This window comes from Chryseobacterium lactis, assembly GCF_003815875.1.
Lineage (GTDB): Bacteria > Bacteroidota > Bacteroidia > Flavobacteriales > Weeksellaceae > Chryseobacterium > Chryseobacterium lactis.
Window position 1 is genome coordinate 2,414,495 of record NZ_CP033924.1, and the last position, 23,814, is coordinate 2,438,308.

19 protein-coding genes, 3 tRNA genes and 1 pseudogene are annotated in these 23,814 nt (G+C 36.5%); 18 read left to right on the plus strand and 5 right to left on the minus strand.

Translation table 11 applies throughout. The annotated features are described in order from the left end of the window. Nucleotides 1-54 precede the first annotated feature (54 nt). Nucleotides 55-1,572 (plus strand): FMN-binding glutamate synthase family protein, encoded by a 1,518-nt coding sequence (locus EG342_RS10675; protein ID WP_103291079.1) that lies wholly within the window; start codon nt 55-57, stop codon nt 1,570-1,572. Between the two features lie 45 nt (nt 1,573-1,617). On the opposite strand, the gene EG342_RS10680 is transcribed toward EG342_RS10675, so the two are convergent. Continuing rightward, the gene (locus tag EG342_RS10680) at nt 1,618-2,373 is read right to left on the minus strand and encodes a hypothetical protein (RefSeq protein WP_103291077.1); all 756 of its coding nucleotides are present in this window, start codon (nt 2,371-2,373) and stop codon (nt 1,618-1,620) included. A 55-nt stretch (nt 2,374-2,428) separates the two neighbouring features. Between EG342_RS10680 and EG342_RS10685 the strand changes: the two genes are divergently transcribed. Continuing rightward, nucleotides 2,429-2,872 (plus strand): RNA-binding S4 domain-containing protein, encoded by a 444-nt coding sequence (locus EG342_RS10685; protein ID WP_103291075.1) that lies wholly within the window; start codon nt 2,429-2,431, stop codon nt 2,870-2,872. Nucleotides 2,873-2,883: 11 nt separating this feature from the next. Here the strand turns inward: EG342_RS10685 and EG342_RS10690 are convergent, their stop codons facing one another. Next, entirely contained in the window at nt 2,884-3,399 is a 516-nt protein-coding gene (locus EG342_RS10690; protein WP_164465168.1) for a shikimate kinase, read from the minus strand. 114 nt (nt 3,400-3,513) lie between these two features. Here EG342_RS10690 and EG342_RS10695 point away from each other — a divergent pair. The 3 genes from EG342_RS10695 to EG342_RS10705 all read left to right on the plus strand — a co-directional run bounded on the left by EG342_RS10695 (nt 3,514) and on the right by EG342_RS10705 (nt 3,834). Then, nucleotides 3,514-3,586, plus strand: a tRNA-Lys gene (locus tag EG342_RS10695). Between the two features lie 38 nt (nt 3,587-3,624). Then, a tRNA-Leu gene (locus EG342_RS10700) sits at nt 3,625-3,707 on the plus strand. Nucleotides 3,708-3,761: 54 nt separating this feature from the next. Next, a tRNA-Lys gene (locus EG342_RS10705) sits at nt 3,762-3,834 on the plus strand. A gap of 483 nt (nt 3,835-4,317) precedes the next feature. On the opposite strand, the gene panC is transcribed toward EG342_RS10705, so the two are convergent. Then, nucleotides 4,318-5,166, minus strand: a complete 849-nt coding sequence (gene panC / locus EG342_RS10710) for a pantoate--beta-alanine ligase (protein WP_103291069.1) — start codon at nt 5,164-5,166, stop codon at nt 4,318-4,320. 171 nt (nt 5,167-5,337) lie between these two features. Here panC and EG342_RS10715 point away from each other — a divergent pair, with 171 nt between their 5' ends. From EG342_RS10715 to EG342_RS10755, 9 genes are all read left to right on the plus strand, one after another. Next, nucleotides 5,338-6,108, plus strand: coding sequence for a glycogen/starch synthase (locus EG342_RS10715; protein ID WP_103291065.1), 771 nt, complete (start codon nt 5,338-5,340; stop codon nt 6,106-6,108). Nucleotides 6,109-6,120: 12 nt separating this feature from the next. Further along, on the plus strand, nt 6,121-7,767 hold the full coding sequence (locus EG342_RS10720) for a DUF4270 family protein (RefSeq protein WP_103291062.1): 1,647 nt from the start codon (nt 6,121-6,123) through the stop codon (nt 7,765-7,767). 34 nt (nt 7,768-7,801) lie between these two features. Then, the gene (gene glmS / locus EG342_RS10725; protein WP_103291060.1) at nt 7,802-9,655 is read left to right on the plus strand and encodes a glutamine--fructose-6-phosphate transaminase (isomerizing); all 1,854 of its coding nucleotides are present in this window, start codon (nt 7,802-7,804) and stop codon (nt 9,653-9,655) included. A 108-nt stretch (nt 9,656-9,763) separates the two neighbouring features. Then, nucleotides 9,764-11,188: a T9SS ring complex lipoprotein PorK/GldK gene (porK, locus tag EG342_RS10730; protein ID WP_103291058.1), complete on the plus strand. Its 1,425-nt coding sequence runs from the start codon at nt 9,764-9,766 to the stop codon at nt 11,186-11,188. A 54-nt stretch (nt 11,189-11,242) separates the two neighbouring features. Then, entirely contained in the window at nt 11,243-11,935 is a 693-nt protein-coding gene (porL, locus tag EG342_RS10735; protein WP_103291055.1) for a type IX secretion system motor protein PorL/GldL, read from the plus strand. 52 nt (nt 11,936-11,987) lie between these two features. Beyond that, complete coding sequence (gene porM, locus EG342_RS10740) at nt 11,988-13,580, plus strand: type IX secretion system motor protein PorM/GldM (RefSeq protein ID WP_103291052.1); 1,593 nt, start codon at nt 11,988-11,990, stop codon at nt 13,578-13,580. 20 nt (nt 13,581-13,600) lie between these two features. Then, a complete protein-coding gene (gene porN / locus EG342_RS10745; protein ID WP_103291050.1) occupies nt 13,601-14,539 on the plus strand; it encodes a type IX secretion system ring subunit PorN/GldN in 939 nt (312 codons plus the stop codon). A gap of 140 nt (nt 14,540-14,679) precedes the next feature. Continuing rightward, nucleotides 14,680-15,714 carry an NAD(P)/FAD-dependent oxidoreductase gene (locus tag EG342_RS10750; protein ID WP_103291048.1) on the plus strand — a complete coding sequence of 345 codons (1,035 nt, stop codon included), beginning with the start codon at nt 14,680-14,682 and terminating at the stop codon, nt 15,712-15,714. Between the two features lie 42 nt (nt 15,715-15,756). Beyond that, nucleotides 15,757-16,017: a SemiSWEET transporter gene (locus EG342_RS10755; protein WP_103291046.1), complete on the plus strand. Its 261-nt coding sequence runs from the start codon at nt 15,757-15,759 to the stop codon at nt 16,015-16,017. A gap of 48 nt (nt 16,018-16,065) precedes the next feature. Here EG342_RS10755 and EG342_RS10760 read toward each other — a convergent pair whose 3' ends face one another. Then, nucleotides 16,066-16,500: an META domain-containing protein gene (locus EG342_RS10760; RefSeq protein WP_103291043.1), complete on the minus strand. Its 435-nt coding sequence runs from the start codon at nt 16,498-16,500 to the stop codon at nt 16,066-16,068. 33 nt (nt 16,501-16,533) lie between these two features. Beyond that, nucleotides 16,534-16,926, minus strand: coding sequence for a hypothetical protein (locus tag EG342_RS10765; protein ID WP_103291041.1), 393 nt, complete (start codon nt 16,924-16,926; stop codon nt 16,534-16,536). Between the two features lie 615 nt (nt 16,927-17,541). On the opposite strand from EG342_RS10765, the gene EG342_RS10770 reads away from it, so the two are divergent. The 4 genes and pseudogenes from EG342_RS10770 (at nt 17,542) to EG342_RS10785 (ending at nt 23,729) form a co-directional block, all read left to right on the plus strand. Continuing rightward, entirely contained in the window at nt 17,542-17,928 is a 387-nt protein-coding gene (locus EG342_RS10770) for a hypothetical protein (protein WP_103291038.1), read from the plus strand. Between the two features lie 146 nt (nt 17,929-18,074). Further along, nucleotides 18,075-19,157: an efflux RND transporter periplasmic adaptor subunit gene (locus EG342_RS10775; protein ID WP_103291710.1), complete on the plus strand. Its 1,083-nt coding sequence runs from the start codon at nt 18,075-18,077 to the stop codon at nt 19,155-19,157. A 21-nt stretch (nt 19,158-19,178) separates the two neighbouring features. Beyond that, nucleotides 19,179-22,300 (plus strand): annotated as a pseudogene (locus EG342_RS10780) (efflux RND transporter permease subunit). Then, on the plus strand, nt 22,272-23,729 hold the full coding sequence (locus EG342_RS10785) for a TolC family protein (protein WP_103291036.1): 1,458 nt from the start codon (nt 22,272-22,274) through the stop codon (nt 23,727-23,729). Before EG342_RS10780 ends, EG342_RS10785 begins: the two are co-directional and overlap by 29 nt. Nucleotides 23,730-23,814: the final 85 nt, after the last annotated feature.

The window sequence follows — 23,814 nt, forward strand, 5'->3', positions numbered from 1 at the left end:
GCTCTTTGCAAAATTTCCACTAAATTTATTTTTAAACTTTTAAATACTACATTCATGAGAGATAAGTTTTTATCTTGGGGAATTGTATTAGTAATTGCTACCTGGACCGTAGCGTTACTGATCAGAACGCATTATTGGATACCAACGCTGTTATCCGCCATTTATGCATTGGGTGTTTACAATGCCTATCAATCGAAACATGCTATTTTGAGGAACTTCCCGGTTTTGGGGTACTTCAGGTACTTTTTTGAAAGTATTTCACCCGAAATGCAGCAATATTTTATTGAAAGGGAAACCGATGGGAAGCCTTTTCCAAGAAATCAGCGTTCTGCAGTATACAGACGTGCTAAAAACTTAAGTGATACGGTAGCTTTTGGTACACAGCTGGAGGTTAATCATAGAAAATATGAAGGAATCAAGCATTCTATTTATGCAAAGTCTCCTTCAGAAGAGCTTCCGAGAGTTTGGGTAGGAGGAGAACAGTGTACACAGCCATACCATGCCTCTTTATTTAATATCTCAGCGATGAGTTTTGGAGCATTAAGTGACAGAGCTCAGATTTCTTTGAACAGAGGAGCAAAAAAAGGGAATTTTTATCACAATACAGGAGAAGGAGGAATTTCTCCGTACCATCTGGAAGGAGGTGATCTTTGCTGGCAAATTGGAACCGGATACTTTGGATGCCGTGATGACGAAGGAAAGTTTAATGCTGAATTATTTGCAAAATATTCAACCCTTCCCAATGTGAAAATGATTGAAATCAAGTTGTCACAAGGTGCGAAACCAGGACATGGTGGAGTACTTCCGGGAGTGAAAAACACACCGGAAATTGCAGCAATTCGTCACGTAACACCGGGAATGACCGTAATTTCTCCACCATCACATACTTCTTTTTCTGATGCTGCCGGACTATTGAGATTTGTTCAGGAGCTGAGAGAACTTTCAGGTGGAAAACCGGTAGGATTTAAGTTATGTATCGGTGATACTAAAGAATTTGAAGATGTTTGTGTTCAAATGAATGTTCTGAAGATTTATCCTGACTTTATTACCATTGACGGAGCAGAAGGAGGAACAGGAGCAGCTCCGCCGGAATTCTCAGATGGAGTAGGAATGCCTTTGGAACCGGCTTTAATATTTGTAAACAGAACGCTTAATAATTATAACTTAAGAAATAAATTAAGAGTAATTGCCAGTGGTAAAGTACTTACGAGCCTTGATATTTTAAGAGCGGTTGCCATGGGAGCAGATATGTGTAATAATGCAAGAGGATTTATGTTCTCTTTGGGATGTATCCAGGCTTTAAGATGTAATTCCAATAACTGCCCGACGGGAGTGGCTACGCAGGATAAAATGTTGATTAAAGGATTAGATGTAACCGATAAAAGTGAAAGAGTATATCACTTCCATAAAAATACACTTCATACCTGTAATGAGCTGATAGCAGCGGCTGGAAGAAGCTCTTATGAAGAAGTGGATGCCACGATGTTTATGAGAGGAGACGAATTTGATCACCTTGCAGACCTATATTTCCCGGATATCTTGGGGAATGTAAAACAGAAAGCAAGATTTTAATGATATAAAATAAAAAAACCGTCGTGTGACGGTTTTTTTTTGCTGTTATTTTGGCTTCTGTATTTGATCGGTAGGTCTGTCTGCTCTTCCATAAATCTGGAAGTTAAAAACAAAAGATCTGTTTCTGTAAGATATACCCAAATAAGGATAATGAGCATTTCTTGCAAATGCAGCTCTGGAAGGTACAATTATTACTCCTTGTAAATTATAAGGTGTTCCACTGGAAATATTATTAAAAGCTTTGAATTTTAATAATGCTTCTCTAAATCCTGGTATTTGATAATAACTGGCGTCTTTTGCCACAGCGGTAGTAGCAGCGTCCAGTGTTTGCTGTTTTACATAATAATACATAGGATCAATACTTGGAATTCCACTTCCGTTAATTGTATTTAAAAAAGCAGTTTGAGATGTAAAAGCTACGTTTCCATCAGTTTGGGCAGCTACATAGGTGTTAACTTTACCCATGAGTTTAATGATATCAGTGTCTTTAATTGTTTGAGCATCGGTTGTAGGTTGTGCTCCATCTCTCATGATATAAATAGTACCTGAAGGTAATTTTTCAAAAGGGAGTGCAGATAATTTTTTTTCTTTATCATCAGTGGTATCAGTAGCACTGAAAGGTTTTATATTTCCCTGTACATCCAGATAATTTTCGTCCATAAACTTTTTAATAGACTGATCGTCATAGCTATCCTGAGTGGCAATATCTGAAGGCTCCTGATATGTTGCTACATCATCATCTTTTTTACATGCAGAAAAACATAAAGATCCTACAAGGGTATATAAAAATATTTTTTTCATTTCAAAAAACTTTAATTACTTTACAAATAATATAACGGCAAAAGTATAAAAAATTATGAGAATAGATAAATTTTTATGGAGTATTCGTTTTTATAAAACGAGAAGTATTGCAGCAGAGGAGATTAAAAAGAACAGAGTTTCTATTGGAACGTCTGCCGTAAAATCATCTAAAGAGGTAAAGGAAGGGGATGTAATCAAGATTCGTAAAAATCAGATTGACTATAAAATAAAAGTTATTCAGATTCCTAAAAGTAGAATTGGAGCCAAATTGGTGCCGCTTCATATCCAGGATGTGACCGATAAAGAGCAGTATGAATTACTGAAACTTCGTAAAATGTCCCAGGATTATTACAGAAATAAGGGAGAAGGAAGACCTACAAAAAAAGACAGAAGAGAAATGGACGACTATGTAGGGAATGATGTCACTGCAGATTTTACAGATTGGGATGACTTTTTTGGGGAAACTGATGATACCGAAAGTAATGAAACTGAAGATTAAAAGAAAAAGCTCTAGAGATAGAGCTTTTCTATGATTTCTGTAACAATATCTTCAGGTTCCCGGGAGTCTGTTCCTACAGTGAATTGTGCCTTACTGTAAAACTGATTTCTTTCAAATAAGTGTTTAGCGATGAATTCCGGGAGGTCTTCATCTGATATATTGGCAATTAATGGCCTTTTTTCTTTTTGTTTCAACAGTCTTTCAACTAACGTACCCACACCAGTTCGCAAAAAGATACTTTTAGAGCTGTGGTTAATAATCTCCATGTTATTATAATAAACCGGAGTCCCTCCACCAACGCTTAATACTACATTTTCTTCAGAAGCTAATATTTCTTCCAAAGCCTCTCTTTCAAGCTTTCTAAAGTGAATTTCGCCCTTTTTTTCGAAAATTTCAGGAATGGTTAATTTATTTCTTCTGGAAATCTCTTTATCAAGGTCAATTAGTTTGAAATTTATTTTCTCGCTTAATATTTTGGAAATGTGAGATTTGCCACTTCCCATATATCCGATCAGTGAAATTATCATGAATTTATTTTTAACAAATTTGCGAAAAAGTTTTGAGATAAAGAAAAAAGTCATATCTTTGCACCACTTAAAACAAGGGACATTACTTAAATGAAACTTGATGAGTAAGTGACCGACTCGGTAGCTCAGCTGGTAGAGCAATACACTTTTAATGTATGGGTCCTGGGTTCGAATCCCAGCCGGGTCACAAGCAAGAAAAATTACTGGAATTTTTGTAATTTTATTGCCTGCGTGGTGAAATTGGTAGACACGCCATCTTGAGGGGGTGGTTTCCTAAGGATGTGCTGGTTCGAGTCCAGTCGCAGGCACTGCAAAGAAAATTTAATGATTATTAGTGAATTTATTCATTTTTAATTGTGGCCGACTCGGTAGCTCAGCTGGTAGAGCAATACACTTTTAATGTATGGGTCCTGGGTTCGAATCCCAGCCGGGTCACAAGTTTACTGAAAAGTAAATTTTTTTCATATTAATATTTTGTGATTTGGTGTTTCAAAGGCCTCCTTCAGGAGGCCTTTGATTTTTTGTTTTAAAATTCTTGTTGAAATATGAGTGATATTTTTAATCACAAAAGATCACTCAAATCTTTTATTTTACAGAGCTAAGAAGTGCGACTTTGTCACAGAAGAAGCTTCATGGATACGCATTCGCTTTGAAAAGAATCAATGAAATTGATTCCATTCTTTGCTTTCTTAAAAAATGAGATAAGTTGCTAAAAGCTTTGCGTGAAATTAAATTACATAAATACAGGCAATATTATTCCCCAACTTTTAGACTGATTCCGTTAAAGTCAGGCGAGAAAAAAAATGATCTGAGGATGATGATCCGAAATATGTTGGAGGATCATTAAAATAAAAACTCTGACCATTAATGATCAGAGTCGTATTTTAAATAAGGAATAACTTTTTTTGCTAAATAATGTTAATCCAGATGCATATTATCAATTAATCTTACGCCGTCCACAACTACTACAATAAATGCTCTGAAGTTTCTGTCTTTATAGAAAAAATTGGTTTCCTGCAGTGTTTTTTCATCAGCAATCAGGAAGTATTCAAGCTTCATTCCTTGCTGTCCATCGAAAATATCGTTTACTCTTTCTTTGATTTCCGGTATTGTCACGGTTCTGAACCAGTCATTTACTTTTTCCAACGTTTCATAAATGATTTTAGAAGCTTCTTTTCGCTCTTCCTGAAGTCTTTGGTTTCTGGAGCTTAAAGCCAGTCCGTTTTCTGCTCTGTAAATCGGGACGCCTACTATTTTCACAGGAATATGCTTTTTTTCTACCATTTTATTAATGATAGCAAGCTGTTGAAAATCTTTTTCTCCAAAATAAGCACTGTCAGGTTGTATCTGTTTGAAGAGTTCTTCCACAACGGTTCCCACACCATCAAAGTGGCCTGGTCTTGATTTTCCTTCCATTTCATTTTCCAATCCGTCAAAATCATAAGATTTGCTTTCTGTTTTTTCAGGATAAATATCCGTTACTTCAGGAATATAAACTGCATCTACGAGACCTGAGTTTTCCAGAATTAAAATATCTCTGTTGATGTCCCTAGGATACTTCTGAAGATCCTCAGAATTGTTAAATTGAGTAGGATTTACAAAAATTGATGAAATAACAAGGTCATTTTCTTTTTTTGCCTCTTCATACAGGGAAAGGTGGCCTTTATGGAGTGCTCCCATAGTGGGGGCAAAGCCTATTCTTTTTCCCATTTCTTTCTGTCTTTCAATGAAATCCTGAAGGACTTTCCTATTTTTTATAACTTCCATAGTTTATTTTAATACTAATTCAAAATTAGTAAAAATATCACATAATAACATGTGTTTTTAATAATTTGGAAAAGGGAATTTTCGTAAAAAAATGTTAATTAAAATAATGTTGGATGTTTTTTTGTAATTTTGCACATTAAAGCATTTTTACAAAAATTAGATAGAAAGTTTATGCCGAATCAAAAAATACTGTACATTACTACAGAGATGTATCCATATCAAGAAGACACAAATATGGCTGCAGTGGTAAACAAAATGGCACTTAAGATGCACAATGAAGGCAATGATGTAAGAGTTTTTATGCCAAGATTTGGACAAATAAGTGAGAGAAAATTCCAACTGCATGAGGTGATCCGCCTTTCAGGAATGAACATCATCATCAATGATCTGGATCAACCCTTAATCATTAAAGTAGCGTCTCTTCCGGGGGAAAGACTTCAGGTGTACTTTATCGACAACGAAGAATACTTCAAGAGAAAACAATACTATGTCGACGATGAAGGAAATCCTTTCGAAGATAATGACGAAAGAGCCATTTTCTTTGCAAGAGGAGTTATCGAAACCATCAAGAAACTGAACTGGGTTCCTGATGTTATTCATCTTAATGGATGGATGTCTTCATTTGTTCCAATTTATCTTAAAACTTATTACGAATCAGATACTTACTTTAAGGACGCTAAAATTGTTCTTTCTCTTTATAATGAGAAGGACGCAGACCTTGACAAAAAGATTGATGAAAAATTGAAGTTTGATAATATTTCAGGATTAAAAGCGTTAGAAAATCCAACAATCAAAAGCTTTGTTATCGAAAGCATGAACTATGTAGATGCCGTAGTGAAAGGAGACGAGTTTCTGGATGAAGACCTTGATAAGGCTTTTAACGAAACCTCTACTCAAAAATCCGAGTATCTTGACGTAGATTCTATAAACCAACTTTATTAAAACACATTTTTAATGACTCATACTCTTAAAAGGACCTTCGCCATGCTTCTATTGGCGATTTTCGCAAGTACAATCCTTTATAACTGTGAACCCGATGCAGATGCTCTTGGGCAGCAACTGTTTGATAAAGATGCCGCACAAGGTAATGAACTTCCAATTGATGTAATTGCATACAATATCGACAATAACGATTCTATACGAAGTGATGCCTCCAGACTATTTAGTGCAGTGAATGCATCAAACGGGCTCGTGTCTGTTGGAGTCTTGGGAGCTTTCAATGAATCAAACTTTGGTATGCAGAAAGCATCTTACCTTACCCAGTTGAGAATGCCTTCAGATAATTTTGATTTTAATGGTCCGAATGCAAAAGTGGATTCTGTTGTACTGGTAGTAAGACCACCGGCTAATACAGCAGACGATATTTATTATATTGCAGATTCAATCAAAGCACCTGGTGCTTATGATAGAAGTGATTTTCCGGTTGGTGCTGAAAAGGTAGCTGTTTCAATTGAGAAAAAGACATATCCTGTTCGTAAATATGGTAACTATAAGACCACTAAATCCATGAAAATAAATGTAGAGGAAGTGACTACATTCTTGGATGCTAACGCTGAAAACTTCCAACGTTCTAATGTAACTGTAAGTACTGGTGCATTATTGGGTTCAGGTGTTTTTGACGGGACTGTAAGTACTGTTTCGGTTACGAAGAAATCTGATAACAGCAATGTATTCACAGGGAACTTAGGGTTTAGAATTAATTTATCTAATACCAACTTTTTCCAGACTCAGATCATAGATAAAAAAGGGAAACCTGAACTTCAGGACGCTGCCAACTTCACAAGATATTTCAAAGGAATCAGAATTTCTGTAGAACCAACGGACGGATATCTTTTCCAGTTCTCACCGGATGATATGGAACTGATTATGTACTACAAATATGATAAAACGGATAATGGGGTAGTAACTCATCCACAGACCACTCTTAAGTTTAGTCTTGGAAGTCCTAACGCTCATATCGGACAATATGAATATAATAGAAATGGAGCCCCGGTTAAGGATGCTGTGTCAGGAAGTAACCCAACAAGCGGAGATCCAAAACTTTATGTTCAGGGAATGGGAGGTCCATCTATTGAAGTGAAAATTCCGGATGATGAAATTGAGAAACTTAAGAAGAAGTTTTTGGATGAGAAGATTGGTATCATAGGAGCGAAAATTAGATTGTATGTCGATCCTAGTAGCTCGTTTTATACAAATACAAAAGGTGTAGCGGCAGATCGCAGATTTACGCTTGTTCCTAAGGTGACTACAAAAGATAATAAGACAGACCTTACACAGTTTACATCTGATGCCCTTAATGGATTCAGTATTTATACTATCGGTAATAAGGATAATACTGACTATTATGATTTTACAATCACAAAAACGCTTAAGAATATTGTTGAAGGTAAGCAAGACACCAGTAATGATAATAAACCATTTGTCAACAATCCATTACGTATCAGCCAGGGATCGTTTGCGAGAAATAGCCAAGGTGCCGTTGTAGGAGCAAAATACACAACGAGAGCAATCGATATGAACAGAACTGTCTTAGTAGGAAGTGCTGGTAGTACGAATAATAAAAGAGTACAGCTAATCGTTACTTACGCGACAAAAAAATAAAACACAATAAACAACAACACTAGACAAAATAAATATGTGCGGAATAGTAGGATATACAGGTTTTCAGGATGCTTATGATATTGTAATCAATGGGCTTAGAAGACTAGAATACAGAGGATATGACAGTGCCGGAATTGTTTTGGAAGGTCCAAATAATAAATTGGAAGTAGAAAAAACAAAAGGTAAAGTTGATGATTTGGTGAATATTTCGAAAGATTTTAAAGGAAAATTCAACATTGGAATGGGGCATACACGTTGGGCTACTCACGGGGTGCCTAGTGATAGAAATTCCCATCCACATTTGTCAAATAATGGTAAAATAGCAATTGTACATAACGGGATCATTGAGAATTATGATACTATTAAAACAATGCTTACTGAAAAAGGATTTACTTTCAAATCAGAAACAGATACAGAAGTTTTGGTTAATCTGATCCAGTATTTTATGGATCTCAACCCTGAAATAGACTTCCCGACTGCAGTGAGATATGCATTGAATGAGGTATATGGAGCTTATGCAATCACGGTACTTCACGAAGACTATCCTGGAGTATTGGTTGTAGGAAGATTAGGTTCTCCTTTAGCAATCGGAATCGGTGATAAGGAGTACTTTATTGCGTCTGACGCTTCTCCTTTCGTAGAATTTACAAAAGAAGCCATCTATCTTGAAGAAGGACATATGGCAACCATTTCTCTTGAAAATGGAGTAGATATCAGAACAATTAACGATAATTCTAAAATTGAGCCTGAAATCCAAATGCTTAAATTAAGCCTGGAGCAGATTGAGAAAGGAGGATACGAGCATTTTATGCTTAAAGAAATCTTCGAACAGCCGAAGTCTATACACGATACAATGAGAGGTAGACTTCTTGTTGATGAGGGCGTTATCAAAATGGCTGGTATCTGGGATCATCTTGAAAGATTCAAGAATGCCAACAGAATTATCATTATTGCTTGTGGAACTTCATGGCATGCAGGTCTTATCGGAGAATATCTTATTGAGGAATATGCTAGAATTCCGGTTGAAGTAGAATATGCTTCGGAATTCAGATACAGAAATCCTATCATTACAGATAAAGACGTAGTGATTGCAATTTCTCAGTCAGGAGAAACCGCTGATACAATGGCTGCTCTAAAATTAGCAAAAGAAAAAGGTGCATTTATATATGGTATCTGTAATGTAGTGGATTCTTCCATTGCAAGAATTACAGATGCAGGTTCATACACCCATGCAGGTCCTGAAATCGGAGTAGCTTCTACAAAAGCTTTTACCGCTCAGCTTACGATTCTTACTTTGATCGCATTCAAGTTAGGAAAACATAACGGGAATTTAGGTAATGCCGAATTTATGAGCCTTATTGCTGAACTGGATGCTATTCCTAAGAGAGTTGAAGAGGTATTAAGCTCTACTCACGAGCAGATCCAGCAGATTGCAAAAGATTTTATCAGTACTACCAATTTCCTTTATTTAGGAAGAGGATACAATTATCCTGCTGCTTTAGAAGGAGCATTAAAATTAAAAGAAATTTCCTACATCCACGCAGAAGGATATCCGGCAGCAGAAATGAAGCACGGCCCTATTGCGTTAATAGACGAAAATATGCCGATCGTTATCATCGCACCTAAAAAAGGTCACTATGATAAGATTGTAAGTAACGTTCAGGAAATTAAAGCAAGAAAAGGAAAAATTATAGCTGTTGTTAATAAAGGTGACCGTCAGGTTAGCGAAATGGCAGATTATGTTATTGAAATCCCGGAAACATCAGAATGTTTCTCTCCGATCGTGGCGTCAGTGCCTTTGCAACTGCTTGCTTACTACATTGCAGTGTATAGAGGTGCCAACGTAGATCAACCGAGAAACCTTGCAAAATCTGTAACCGTGGAATAAAAAAATGTTGTAAATAAAATAAATTTAGATTTCTTCCGTTATTTCAAAAAAAATCTTAAAAGTTTCTTAAAAAAATTATATATTTACGGCTTAATTATAAAAATTAACATGAAAAGGATATTTCTTTTATTATTGTCTGCATCGGTAGCATCGGTATCTTGTTCAGGTGGTGGCAGCTCTTCTGTAGGGAAGCCAGGAACAAAAGGTGAATTGATACCAAGAGAAAAAACGAAATCATTTGTTGCGGAAAGACCATACGGAATGGTCGCAATTCCTGCAGGTTCATTTGTTGCTGGTCTGGCAGATCAGGATCCAACAAATACTCCTGAAAAAGCATCATTGAAGACAGTTACTGTTTCTTCTTTCTTCATGGATGAAGCAGAAACTACCAATTCAGAATACAGAGTATTTATCAATTATGTAAGAGATTCTATCGCTAGAACTTTACTTGCTGAAGCTGCCGGAGAAGGTGGTGACGAAGGCGGACGTAAAGGAGCAGCTATAGGAGACTATGCATATCTTGCTAAAAAAGAAGAAAATTTAACACCTTATCAAGAATATATGGAAGGCCAAGGCGGCCGGGAGGATGGAAGCTATGATGCAAGCAAAAGACTAGACTGGAAAATCCCTTTACACTGGAGTACTTCAAAATACCCTGATGTAGAATATGCGGAAGTTTTAGAATCTATGTACTTGCCGGCTTCTTCCAGAATAGGAAACGAAAGAATTTTAGATGTAAGTAAACTGAAATATACATACCGTTGGGGTGATATGGATGCAGCACTTGCAGATAACGAAAGAGGAGCCAATTACCTTAAAAGCCAGAGTATCGCGATCTATCCCGATACTACGGTTTGGGTAAAAGATTTCCACTTTGCTTACAATGAGCCATTATTTGAACAATATTTCTGGCACAAAGCTTACAAAAACTATCCTGTAGTTGGTGTAACATGGGATCAGGCAAGAGCTTATTGTAACTTCAGATCTAAATTGAAAACTGATTACAACGAAAGTTTAAAAAGAAAAAAACAAAGACCATTGACGTTCCGTCTTCCAACCGAAGTAGAGTGGGAATATGCTGCAAGAGGTGGAATGCAAAATGCTACTTACCCTTGGGGAGGTCCATATTTAATGGATGACAGAGGTTGCTACTTAGCCAACTTCAAACCGAAGAGAGGTAACTACATGGAAGACGAGAAAAAGGGTACTTATACATATACAGCTCCAGTTAAGAAGTTTAAGAAAAATGGGTTTGGGTTATTTGATATGGCTGGAAACGTTTCTGAGTGGACCGTGTCTGCATATAACAATTCTTCGTACGGGTTCTCTTCTACATTAAATCCTTCTACTAAGGATACAAAGGATACTAAAAAATCTGTAAGAGGTGGATCTTGGAAAGATATAGGATATGCACTAATGACGGGAGCCAGAGATTGGGAAAGAAAAGATTCAGCAAGAAGCTATATCGGATTTAGAACTGTACAGGATATTCCTGAAGCAGCTGTTAAACCAAGAAGAGTTAACAGAAATTAACCAGACAATTATTTTCAATACAATTTTATTTAACATTAAAAAAACTAACTCAATATGTTTAAGACAAAAGATGCTTGGATGAATTTCTTCTATTCATTCGGTGCTGCAATTGTAATTCTTGGAGCTTGGCTTAAAATTACTCACATTACCCTGGGACCAATTAACGGTAATATCGCTCTTACAGTAGGGCTTATTACAGAGGCTATTATCTTTATCATTTTTGCCTTTGACCCTCCAAAAACTGAAGAGTCTTATGCCTGGGAAAATGTTTATCCTGAATTATTAGATAAGCATGCACACCCGAACCCTTTACACTCAAATGTAACAACTAAAAATACAAAGGATCAATTTGCTGAACTTGAAAATTCTCTGTCTAACAAATTAGACAAGATGCTTCAGGATGCTAAATTAGATGTACAATTATTTGACAGACTAAGAACAGGAATTGATAAATTCTCAAGTTCTGTTGACCAGATCAATCAGACTGTGGATGTATCTGCTTCTACCCATAAATATAATGATCAGCTAAACAAAGCGGCTCTGCATATGGAAAGTATGAATGCTTTATACGCAATGCAGCTTGAAAATGGCAAAAAGCAATCTGAATTTGCTAATAAATATGTGGCAGATATGCAGAAATCTGCTGAACATTCTGAAAAATTCAATCAAGAGCTACAAGGTTTAACTTCTAATCTTAATAATTTAAATAGAGTTTATGGTGGTATGCTAACCGCTATGAAATCTTAATTCCTAACCATTTCTAATTTTAACTATTTAATCAACAAACAAAGAAAAGAGAATGGCACAAGGAAAACAGACCCCTCGTCAGAAGATGATCAACCTGATGTATTTGGTGTTCATCGCGATGATGGCCCTAAATATTGATGCAGAAATCATCAGATCATATTATGACTCTACAAGAGCGCTGAATGAAACAAGAACTTTAACGGAAAGAAAAAATGAAAAGATTTTTGAAAGAACGTTAGAAGCTAAAGCGCAACAAGTTCCTGATACCTATGCAAAACCTTGGGAAGATTACAAAGTTTTGAAGACCAAGATTGACGTATTGGTTAAATCTGCTCAGGATATCAAAGATTTGTTGAAAAAACAATCTGAGTTTCATGATAAAGATCCTAAAACAGGAAAAGAAATCGATGTAAGTGAAAATTTCGCTGCATTGAATAACAATGAGGCTACAACTGAATACTTCTTTAAAGAAGGAGATGAAAATTCACCGTCTCCTAATGCGCTGGAACTAAAACGTAAAATTGATGATGTAAGAAATTATATCAACACTACTTTTGGTAACAATGCACAACTTAAAGATTTGGTAGAGAGAGCTAACAAGTCTCTTATCGCGGAGTACCCTAAAGGGAAATCCCCAAATGATAAGACCTGGTTCCAAAATAAATTTTATCACCAGCCGCTAATTGCTGCAATATCTAACTTGGAGATTATCCAAAATGATGCCAGAAATGTTCAGTCTGATGCATTAGCACTATTGCTTCAGGAAAAAGTTGATGCTAGTATTAAGTTTTCTAGCTATGAGCCAATTGTTTCAGGTCCGGTTGACATCCAGGCTGGTAAGCAGGCCGAAGTTAAAGTAATGCTGGGAACTTATTCAAACAGTAACAAGATCAGTATTTCTGGTGTTAGTAAAGTGGAGAATGGTAAAGGTATTATTTCAATCACCGGTGCCGGAATAGGAGAACATAAGTTAGGAGGAACTATTACATTAACAGATGCTTCAGGTAAGTCACAACCTTTCCCTTGGACGCATACCTATAATGTAATCGCAGGTCCTAGAGAAGTAAAACTTGAAAAAGGATTATTACTTTCTGCTGATAAAATGAATGTAATGTATAGAGGACTTGAGAACCCTGTATCAGGATCAATCTTAGGTGCCGATAATTCTAAACTTTCATTATCAGCTCCGGGAGCTACTGTAAAAAATACAGGTCCTGGTAAATGGAATGTGAAGCCTTCAACAGGTACTACAGTTAAGTTGACACTTTCCGGAGTAGATCCTTATGGTAAAACAGTATCTCAGGTATTTGAATATAGAATCAAGAATGTACCACCACCGCAAGGTCAGATGAGAGGTATGAACGTATTGTCAATGCCGGCAACGTCTATTCCAAATCAATCTGTACAGGCTGCTATTCCTGATTTCGACTTCCCGGTTTCATTTACTGTAACTCAGTTTATGGTAAGAGTACCTGGTAGAGCAGCATTATTGATTCATGGTAATTCATTAAATGACGCAGCAGGATTAATCAAGAATCTGAGAACCGGAGATGTTGTTTCAATATTTGATATTAAAGCTACAGCTCAAGGTCTTGAAGGACAAACTATTAAAAACATTACTCCTATACTAATTAATGTTCAATAGGACTAAAATTGTAATTTATTATGAAAAAATATATTAGCACCCTTTTAGTATTAGTTTCGGGATTTGCTTTTTCCCAGACTATTCTGAACGCTTCTTCTCCAGAAGAGTTTAGAAAGATGAGAGAGGAGAACAAACAAAAAGTTGGTGATACTATTATTGATAAAACAGTAAAACCTCTTGAATATGGATTTGTTGAGGATAAAGATATCCTTAAGAGTATGTTTGTTTGGGAAATCATTGATATGAATGATAAGATCAACCAACCGTTCTATTATGACAATCCGGATGGTCTTCTTGCTACTCCTACAAGATCTTTATATCAGTTATTGCTAGATGCAGCTTTAACAGGGAAAATTGAGCAGGTATATGATGATGAAAACTTTACAGTGAAACTTTCTCCTGAAGGAATTCAGAAAAGATTGGAAAATGTTAGAATCAACGATGCTGCCATTGATATCTTAAACTCTGGAAGACAACTAACAGATAAGGAGAAAAAAGAATATACCGACGTATTTAAAACGACCACTGATAAAGTAAAAGTTCTTAAAATAATGGGTATGTGGTTTGTGGATAAGAGAGATGGACAAATGAAGTACAGACCTCTTGGTCTCGCAGCTATGGGACCTGACCCTGCAGTACAGGGAGTTATCGGACCAGACGGAAAACCTATTGCAGGAAATGATGAGCTTATCGATTTGTTCTGGATTTTCTATCCTAATGCAAGAGATATTTTAGCTAATAATTATGTTTTCAACAGAAAAAATTCTTCAGCTGACTTATCTTTCGATGATATTATCAATGCAAGAAGATTTTCATCGGTTATCTATAAATCTTCAAGCGGTTTAGGAGATGGTACTATTAAAGATTACATCCCTAAAGATGCTGATGATCAGATAGATGAAAGTGATAGGATCAAAAAGCAGATTCTTGAAATGGAAAATGATATGTGGAATTACTAGATTTCACTTGATATTTATACAAAACCTGAGTACTTTTACTCAGGTTTTTTTATTATGAAATCACCCCTTTGTTTATTGCTTATAAGTAGTAAATGAAGTAGGTGATTGCATATGACCTTTAAGTAAATGAAATTTCTCATATGAAAAATGTAGATTATATTATCGTAGGTGACGGATATGCTGGGCTGTTTTTTGCCCATCAGCTGATTAAAAATAACAAATCATTTGTGATTTTTTCTGAAGGGAGAAAGAGTGCATCTCAGGTTTCTGCCGGAATTATCAATCCTGTTGTTCTCAAAAAGTTTACCACATTCTGGAAAGCTCAGGAACAAATTGATTTTCTTAAAGACAGTCTTAAAGAGATCGCATCATATACAGGTAAAAACTATTTGATTGATGCTTCTATTCACAGAATTTTTCATGACGAAAACGAACAAAAGCTTTGGTTAAAAAAATCAGCTACCGAAGAACTGTCTGGTTTTCTTGAAGAAAAATTTGAGCATATAGATATAGTAAAAAACGACTTTCACACCGGAAAGGTAAATCAATCTGCCAGACTTAATGTGAATGGATTTTTCACCGGTTTATTTGATTATTTTGAAAAAAATGACTTTTTAGTAAAAGAAAAATTCGATTACACCCTGCTGGATCCTTCTCAATTGGTTTATAAAGATTTTAATTTTAAAAATATTATTTTCTGTGAGGGTATGGCGGTAAAAGACAACCCTTATTTTTCCGGGATTACAGTAAATGCCAACAAAGGCCATCATATAAGGGTTAAGCTTTCTCAACCCATTCCTGAAAATATAACGATTAAAAAGAAGCACTTTTTATTTCCAACCGATAACGGACTTCACTTTTATGGTGGAACGTATGATAGAGACCAACTTCATAATCATGTTGATGAATCTGCCGTTACCCAATTGGTAAATGGGCTTTCGGAATTTTATCCCTATGATTTTGAAGTAAAAGAGGTGCATTTTGGTTTTCGTCCGACGGTAAAAGACAGAAGACCTATCATTGGAAGACAAGGAACTTTTAATAATTTGTACGTTTTCAATGGGCTCGGCGCACGTGGTATTTTGAACGGATGTTATTTTGCCAGGGATTTATTCCGTTGTATTGAAGAGGATATTCCTTTGCATGAAGAAGTTTCATTGAATCGATTTGAATAAGCTATTGTAAAAATTCATATTTTTATAGTAATCAACGAATTTATGAATGAAAATATATTAGGTATTGTGGCAGGAGTACTTACTTCAGTCTCGATGATTCCTCAACTGGTAAAAGTGATTAAAGAGAAAAATGTAGAAGACATCTCTTTGGTTATGCTTTTGATTTTGATTTCAGGATTGTCGCTGTGGGTATGGTATGGGGTAATGAAGAACGAATTACCGATTATCTTATCCAATTCATTTGCCGTTCTGGTGAATCTAAGCCTTTTAATATATTATCTGAAATTCAATAAAAAGACATAAAAAATGCCTTACAATCGTAAGGCATTTTTATTTTGATTTGATTCTTTATTATTGAAGGACAAATTTAGCTAAAGGAGCCATTCTTGCCTTGTTTAAAGTCAAAGTATTTCCATTTATAGAATAATTATCGGCAGATAGCAAAGCCTTTGAAAACTGGTTTTCAATATCCAGATCTTCACACGCCATCATCGTAGATACTCCCTGATTAAACTTAATTCTCATGATATCCTGTTTGATTTCAAAAGTACCGCCCAATCCGTTACAACCGGCGTAACCTTCGTATTTCATTCCATTCATATCAAGTTTGAAATGTGGATTATTTTTAGGATTTTTTAGTTTGATAGGCTGCCCGTTAAGTTCAGTTAATTTCCAGGTTTTTCCTGTGATATCTGTTGTGGTTGGTTTCTGTGCAGTTTGTGTATTACATGAAACAAGAAATACAGCCAGAAAAAGAGCTGATAAATAAGAATACAAGCTTTTCATAATTTAAATTTTTAAACGTTTGTTTAATATATACTAATATGATGCCATTTTTGCAGGGCCTGATTCTTTTTTACCTTGTTTAAGGTGAAACAAAACCATATCAACATTTTTCTTCAAAAAAGTAACATTGCCTTTGATTTCAGAATATTGATACTCTTCATTGGAGGCAGTATATTCCGGTAAGGCCTCACTTTTCTTAAGATCATATGTTTTTCCATCCAGATGGATGGTTGCCGTGTTCTTTGTTTTGTTGATGGTGACTTCTATTTTTTCACCATAACTATCCACGTACACATTTTTGGAGACGTCATCTGTGCTTTCAGGGGCAGCTGCTGTAATTGTTTCAGCTTCTTTACCCGGATGTTTACACGCTGTTGAGGAAAAGATGGCCAATCCCATAAGAATTGGTAGTAATAATTTTTTCATAGTGATAAGTGATTTTAAAGTGTTTCATGAATTACGGTGTTAATACTATATAAATTTACGAATATTTTTAATAAATATATGTTAATTTTGCATAAACTAACGAATATGCTTTAATATCGGTACCTGTGGTACAGTCCGGCTAGGCAATTTTCATGAAGACAAAAAAAGGATTAGTTAGAGATGGGATTTGATGTTAGAATAAGTATTATTTGTTTTTTTTACTATTTTATTTCCAACCTGATAAGTTAATTTCTTTTTCATTTTTTTTCATTTGTTGTTTTAATTTGCGGCAAAAATAATTCAAAAAAAAGAGAATTACAATAACCAAATGTGAATTATTTGAATTCATGATAAAAATTAGTTTTTGATTCTATGTTTTTAGATTATAGCGGGTTACCTGCTGGCGAAAATTGCAAAAGTAGGGGTTTTCGTTTGTTACTTGTGATTTATATTTTATACTATTTATCCCTGTTTTCAGTTTTGTTTTTTTAAATACATGGTAATGATATTTTAATTTTTGTTAAATTTTTTGATTCAGTTTATTTAAAGAATCGTTAAATTTTGTTAATCTACTATGACGGTATGATAATCTAAATGTACATTTGCAACTTCAAAATGAGAAACTACATCGTATATTTTTTAACCGGTCTTTTTCTGCTCTTCGTAGTAGAAAGTAGACTTAATGTTAAAACGCTCCGAAATGACTATTCTGGTCATGTTTCTCATCACTTGCCTAAAAAAGCCAACCGTCTGAATCAAACATTTGAAAAACTTTCGGTTCAGCAGATGGCGGATAATATTGATAATTCAACCTTAGAATTAGCCGAAAATGATTTCCAGTTGTCTGATATATTGCAGACAATTGCAGTTTTTGCCGGTGTTTTTAGTCTTATTTATATTTTCGGATTAAAGGCTTGCAAACGACTAAAACCTGACATTGATGATTTTGTTTTTAGTCTTTCTACCAAAAAATTTATTCTGATCCGTTCCATTAGAATTTAAAAATTCTTTTTTCCTTTCAACTTCTGCCTGATTTCAGGTGGAGAGCTTTGCGTTGTGCTTGTTGGTAATCATCACACCGCGTTACTCTTAATTACCATTTTATTTCTATTCAAACATTAACGATTTATACAAACTCTAGAATTATGATAAAGAGAGTTGCTTCGGGAATTGCGCTGAGTGCCCTTCTGTTGGCGGTTGGCTGCAATAAGAAAAAAGAAGAAAAAGAAGAGGTTACGGTATACCCTGTAACATCTCCTGTAGTAATGGATACTGTAATCAACAAAGAATACGTAGCCCAGATTCAATCTGTGAAGAATATTGAAGTTCGGGCTCAGGAAAAAGGTTTCCTTGAGAAAATTTTTGTTGATGAAGGACAATATGTACAGGCTGGACAGACATTGTTCAGAATTATGCCTAAACTCTATCAGGCCGAATTATTAAAAGCAAAAGCAGAAGTAGAGCAGGCCTCTATTGAGCTTAAAAATGCAAGTACACTGGCAGGAAACAACATTGTATCTAAAAACGAAAAAGCAATGGCAAAAGCCAAGCTGGATGCCGCCAATGCAGAAATGAAACTGGCACAAATCCATTTGTCATTTACAGATATCAAAGCTCCGTTTTCAGGAGTGATCAACAGAATTCCTTTAAAGCTTGGAAGTCTCGTGGATGAAGGAGATTTGTTGACTTCCCTATCCGATAACACAAGTATCTATACTTATTTCAATGTTTCTGAACCTGAATATTTAAGCTATCAGACGCATAAGGCAGATCGCGGAAGTAACCAGGTGGCACTTATTACTGCCAATGGAGAAACCTATCCACAAAAAGGAGAAATTCAGACTATTGAAGGAGAATTTGATAATGAGACGGGAAATATCGCTTTCCGTGCTAAATTTCCAAACCCTGACAAACTTCTGAGAAATGGTGAAACCGGAAAAGTTCAGATGGCAATGCCGGTTCATAATGCCTTAATCATCCCTCAAAAAGCTACCTATGAAATTCAGGATCAGAAATATGTATTTGTGATCGATAAAAATGGTACTGCAAAATCACGCAATATCAAAGTAGCTTATGAGCTTCCTGATTTGTATATGGTAGGTTCAGGCCTTTTTAAAGGGGATCAGATTCTTTTAGAAGGTGTTCAAAAGGTGAAAGATGACCAGAAAATTAAAACCAAATTCCAGAATCCTGAGAAGGTTCTTCAATCATTGAAATTAAAAGCAGAGTAGTATACTCTAAAATGAAGAATTATGTTTAAGAAATTCATTCGCAGACCTGTTCTGTCTATTGTAATCTCATTGATTATTGTCTTTTTAGGGATATTATCATTGGTAAAACTTCCGGTGACCCAGTTCCCTTCCATTTCTCCGCCAAAAGTAAATATTACTGCGGAATATCCCGGTGCGAACAACGAACTGTTGATCAAATCCGTTGTAATTCCGTTGGAAAGAGGATTGAATGGGGTACCGGGTATGAAATACATGACCTCAGATGCCGGAAATGACGGGGAAGCTTCTATTCAGATTGTATTTGATTTAGGAACGGATCCCAATGTTGCAGCGGTAAACGTGCAAAACCGTGTGTCTTCGGTAGTAAACAAACTTCCACCATTGGTTGTTCGTGAAGGGGTGAAGATTACCCGTGAAGAACCTAACATGTTGATGTATATTAACTTATACAGTGATGATCCTAAAGCCGATCAGAAATTCCTCTTCAACTATGCAGATATCAACGTGATGTCTGAGTTGAGAAGGGTGAGTGGGGTAGGTTTTGCCGATATCCTGGGAACCCGTGAATATGCAATGCGTATCTGGCTTAAACCGGATCGGCTTACTGCTTACAATATTTCAGCTGATGAAGTAATGGAATCGCTGAACGAGCAGAGTTTAGAGGCTTCTCCGGGAAAAACAGGCGAAAGCTCCGGGAAACGTTCGCAGTCTTTTGAGTATGTTTTAAAATATCCAGGACGTTTCAACAATGAAAAGGATTACGGAAATATTATTTTAAAAGCAAAACCTGATGGTGAATCGGTACGATTGAAAGATGTTGCTGATATTGAATTCGGAAGTTCAATGTATGATATTTATTCTACATTGAATGGGAAACCGTCCGCTGCGATCACCGTAAAACAATCCTATGGATCCAATGCAAGTGATGTTATCAAGAATGTGAAAACCCTCATGGCAGATCTTGAAAAGAATAACTTTCCAAAAGGGATGCATTATGATATCAGTTATGACGTTTCAAGGTTCCTTGATGCCTCGATGGAAAAGGTAATACATACTTTATTTGAGGCTTTTGTATTGGTAGCTATTGTCGTATTTCTATTCCTCGGCGACTGGCGTTCAACATTGATTCCTGCACTGGCAGTTCCGGTTTCATTGGTGGGAACTTTTGCCATCATGTCCGCATTTGGAATTACATTGAATATGATCTCTCTCTTTGCATTGGTAATGGCCATCGGGGTGGTTGTAGATGATGCGATTGTAGTGATTGAGGCAGTTCATGCCAAAATGGAAGAAAAAAATCTCTCACCTTTGAAGGCTACGGAAGAAGCAATGCATGAGATCAGTGGAGCAATTATTGCCATCACACTGGTAATGGCCTCTGTATTTATTCCGATTGCATTTATGTCAGGTCCGGTAGGAGTATTTTACCGTCAGTTCTCTATTACAATGGCTTCAGCCATTATTCTATCGGGAGTTGTGGCTCTAACATTGACTCCGGCTTTATGTGCCTTAATCTTAAAAAATAATCACGGAAAAGCGAAGAAGAAAACTCCGGTTACCATTTTCCTTGATAAATTCAATAATATTTTCAACAAAGGAGCAGGGAAATATGAGAAGATGCTGAATAAAACAGTGACGAAGAAAACAATTACCCTTCCATTGCTGCTGGCATTTTGTGCCTGTACCTTCTTCCTTAGTAATTCTCTTCCTTCAGGGTTTATTCCTGCGGAAGACCAGGGGATGATTTATGCCATTATTCAAACTCCTCCGGGATCTACGTTGGAAAGAACCAATCAGATTGCCAGAGAACTACTGAAAGAATCTGAAGATATTGACGGCGTGCAGTCTGTTTCTTCGCTCGCAGGATATGAAATCCTGACGGAAGGAACTGGATCAAACTCAGGAACCTGTCTGATCAACCTTAAAAGCTGGGAAGATCGTAAGGAATCTGCGGCTGAAATCATCGAACAGCTGGAAAAGAAAGCTAAGAATATTCCGGGAGCCAATATCGAATTTTTCCAACCGCCGTCAGTTCCCGGATATGGTGCTGCGGGAGGTTTTGAACTTCGTTTACTGGATAAAGCAGGAAGTGGAGATTATCATAAAATGGAACAGGTAAGTAATGACTTTGTAAAGGAGTTGAAAAAACGTCCGGAACTAGGATCAGCGTTTACATTCTATTCTGCGAGTTTCCCTCAATATATGTTGAAGATAGATAATGATCTTGCTGAGCAGAAAGGGGTTACCATTGAAAAAGCAATGGACAACCTGTCTACCCTTATCGGTTCCAATTATGAGACGAGTTTCATTCGTTTTGACAGACCTTATAAGGTGATTGTGCAGGCCGGGCCTCAGTACCGTGCCTTACCAACAGATTTGTTGAAGTTATATGTGAAAAATGACAAAGATCAAATGGTTCCCTACTCGGAGTAAGTGGTACTCCGGCATTGGGATACAGCAGTGGTCAGGCGATTCAGGCGATTCAGGAAGTTGCTGATAAGACACTTCCGAGAGGTTTTGGGATCGACTGGGCTGGTATTTCAAAAGATGAAGTAAGCCGTGGAAATGAAGCCGTATTCATCTTCCTGGTATGTTTAGGATTTGTTTATTTGATCCTTTCTGCACAATATGAAAGTTTTATACTTCCGCTTCCTGTTATTTTATCCCTTCCGGTAGGTATTTTCGGGGCATTTTTATGTTTAAAACTTTTAGGCTTGGAAAATAATATCTATGCGCAGGTGGCAATGGTCATGTTGATAGGACTTTTAGGTAAAAATGCCGTATTGATCGTAGAGTTTGCTGTACAGAAGAAAGCTGAAGAAGGTATTCCTGTAGCACAAGCTGCTATTGAGGGAGCTGCGATCCGTTTCCGTCCGATTTTGATGACCTCATTTGCCTTCATTGCCGGATTGATTCCATTGGTTGTTGCAACGGGACCCGGAGCTGTAGGAAACAGAACGATTGGTACTGCTGCGGCAGGAGGTATGTTGATCGGGACAATTTTCGGGCTAATGGTTATTCCCGGATTGTACTATATCTTCGGAACCATTGCTGAAAAATCGAAATTGGCAAAATATGAGGAAGAAAATCCTTTAACAGAACAAACTGAACCTTATGAACACGATGGAAAATTTGAAGACTAAAAGTATAATCACAGCCATTGCCTTATCTCTTGTCGTGACAAGTTGTAAAGCTCCGATGGCGACAGTCATAAAAGACGAGGTGAAAGAAAATTTACCTCAAAATTTCAACCAGGAAGAAAAGCAGGATGCGAATACTAACAGCGGAACAACGCCATGGAGACAGTTTTTCACTGATCCTAATCTGGTAAGCCTGATTGAAACGGCTTTAAAGAATAACCAGGAATTACTGATCACTCTTCAGGAAATAGAAATCGCGAAGAGTGGTGTTTTAGCTAAAAAAGGAAGACTAAGCCCAACAGTTTCTGCAGCAGTAGGAGCCGGGCTGAAAAAAGCCGGCCGTTATACCAGTGAAGGTGCCGGTGATGCTACTACCCAAATTGAACCGGGCAGAGATATGCCTGATCCGCTGGGTAATTTCGAAGGAGGTTTAATGGCCAACTGGGAAATAGATATCTGGAAAAAACTACGAAATGAAAAAGAGTCTGCGGTAGCTCATTACCTTTCTACAGTGGAGGGAAAAAACTTTGTACTATCTAATCTTATTGAAGAGGTAGCCGATGATTATTATGAATTACTGGCACTCGACAATCAATTGGATATTATACAGCAGTATATCAAACTTCAGCAAAGAGCGTTAGAGATTTCTAAAATTCAGAAGGAAGCGGCGGCAGCTACAGAGTTGGCGGTGAAGAAATTTGAAGCAGAACTGGCTAAGTCAAAAGCTACAGAATATACCATCCGCCAGCAGATCACCGAAAAGGAGAATGAAATTAATGCATTATTGGGAAGATATCCGCAGCCTATTATCAGAGCTAAGGAAGACTTTATGTCTATAATTCCTCAAACCATTTATACCGGAATTCCGTCACAATTATTGGCAAATCGTCCGGATATAAAACAGGCAGAATTGGAACTGAAGGCTTCAAAACTTGATGTACAGGCAGCAAGAAAAGAATTTTATCCTTCCCTTGAAATTTCTGTAACGCTAGGGCTGGAAGCATTTAAACCATCATATTTGGTAAAATTGCCGGAATCTATTGCTTATAATCTTGCAGGTGAACTGGCAGGACCACTGATTAATAAAAGTGCGATCAAAGCTAATTTTCAGACGGCAGATGCCAAACAGATACAGGCTTTATATGAGTATGATAAAACAATATTAAATGCCTATCTGGATGTGGCCAATCTGATGTCGAAGATCAAAAATATAGATCAGTATTATCAATTAAAATCTCAGGAAACAAAAGCATTGGATCAGTCTATTGACATTGCCAACCAATTGTTCCGAAATTCCAGAGCAGATTACCTTGAGGTTCTTTTGAATCAGAGAGATGCACTGGATGCTAAAATGGATCTTATAGAAGCCAAACAAAAACAACTGAGTACGATAGTGGATATCTACAAAGGTTTAGGTGGAGGCTGGAAATAAAACATCATAATTCTTCAATAAACAGTTAATGTTTGAGAGGTAGTTCTTCGGAGCTGCCTCTTTTTTTGTACTGTTGATGAGTATC